Source organism: Nocardiopsis rhodophaea, from assembly GCF_039530945.1.
Taxonomy (GTDB): Bacteria; Actinomycetota; Actinomycetes; order Streptosporangiales; family Streptosporangiaceae; genus Nocardiopsis_C; species Nocardiopsis_C rhodophaea.
This window is the reverse complement of record NZ_BAAAPC010000050.1, coordinates 1-1,307: the sequence shown is the minus strand read 5'-3', so window position 1 is coordinate 1,307 and position 1,307 is coordinate 1. Positions and strand designations below refer to the sequence as shown.

1 protein-coding gene is annotated in these 1,307 nt (G+C 53.2%); it reads left to right on the top strand.

What is annotated here, in order from left to right:
- The first annotated feature begins 127 nt into the window (after positions 1-127).
- Entirely contained in the window at positions 128-1,108 is a 981-nt protein-coding gene (locus tag ABD259_RS25590) for an IS5-like element ISKpn26 family transposase (protein ID WP_000019445.1), read from the top strand.
- Positions 1,109-1,307: the final 199 nt, after the last annotated feature.

Genomic DNA, 1,307 nt, shown 5'->3' with positions numbered 1-1,307 from the left:
TCTGGCCTACGGCCTGGAAGCGAACCCGAGCTTTATCCGTAAACTAATGGTTCCGCTAAGGAAGGTGCGAACAAGTTCCTGATATGAGATCATCATATTCATCCGGAGCGCATCCCAGAGGGACATCATGAGCCATCAACTCACCTTCGCCGATAGTGAATTCAGCACTAAGCGCCGTCAGACCCGAAAAGAGATTTTCCTCTCCCGCATGGAGCAGATTCTGCCATGGCAGAATATGACCGCTGTCATCGAGCCGTTTTATCCCAAGGCGGGCAATGGCCGACGGCCCTATCCGCTGGAGACCATGCTGCGTATTCACTGCATGCAGCATTGGTACAACCTGAGCGACGGTGCCATGGAAGATGCCCTGTACGAAATCGCCTCCATGCGCCTGTTTGCCCGATTATCCCTGGATAGCGCCCTGCCGGATCGCACCACCATCATGAATTTCCGCCACCTGCTCGAGCAGCATCAACTGGCCCGTCAATTGTTCAAGACCATCAATCGCTGGCTGGCCGAAGCAGGCGTCATGATGACCCAAGGCACTTTGGTGGATGCCACCATCATTGAGGCACCCAGCTCTACCAAGAACAAAGAGCAGCAACGCGATCCGGAGATGCATCAGACCAAGAAAGGCAATCAGTGGCACTTTGGCATGAAGGCCCACATTGGTGTCGATGCCAAGAGTGGCCTGACCCACAGCCTGGTCACCACCGCGGCCAACGAGCATGACCTCAATCAGCTGGGTAATCTGCTTCATGGAGAGGAGCAATTTGTCTCAGCCGATGCCGGCTACCAAGGAGCGCCACAGCGCGAGGAGCTGGCCGAGGTGGATGTGGACTGGCTGATCGCCGAGCGTCCCGGCAAGGTAAAAACCTTGAAGCAGCATCCGCGCAAGAACAAAACGGCCATCAACATCGAATACATGAAAGCCAGCATCCGTGCCAGGGTGGAGCACCCGTTTCGCATCATCAAGCGGCAGTTCGGCTTCGTGAAAGCCAGATACAAAGGGCTGCTGAAAAACGATAACCAACTGGCGATGTTATTCACCCTGGCCAACCTGTTTCGGGTGGACCAAATGATACGTCAGTGGGAGAGATCTCAGTAAAAACCGGAAATAACGCCAGAAATGGTGGAAAAAATAGCCTAAATAGGCTGATTCGATGTGTTTGCGGGAAAAAAATCGGCCCAGATCCGCGAAATTTTAATCAACGAGTCAGCTTGGGAAGAAATGACCTGCTTATTCGCACCTTCCTTAATAGTGCTGGCGCGAAATCTAAACGGTAACAATATTCTTCTGCTCCCCT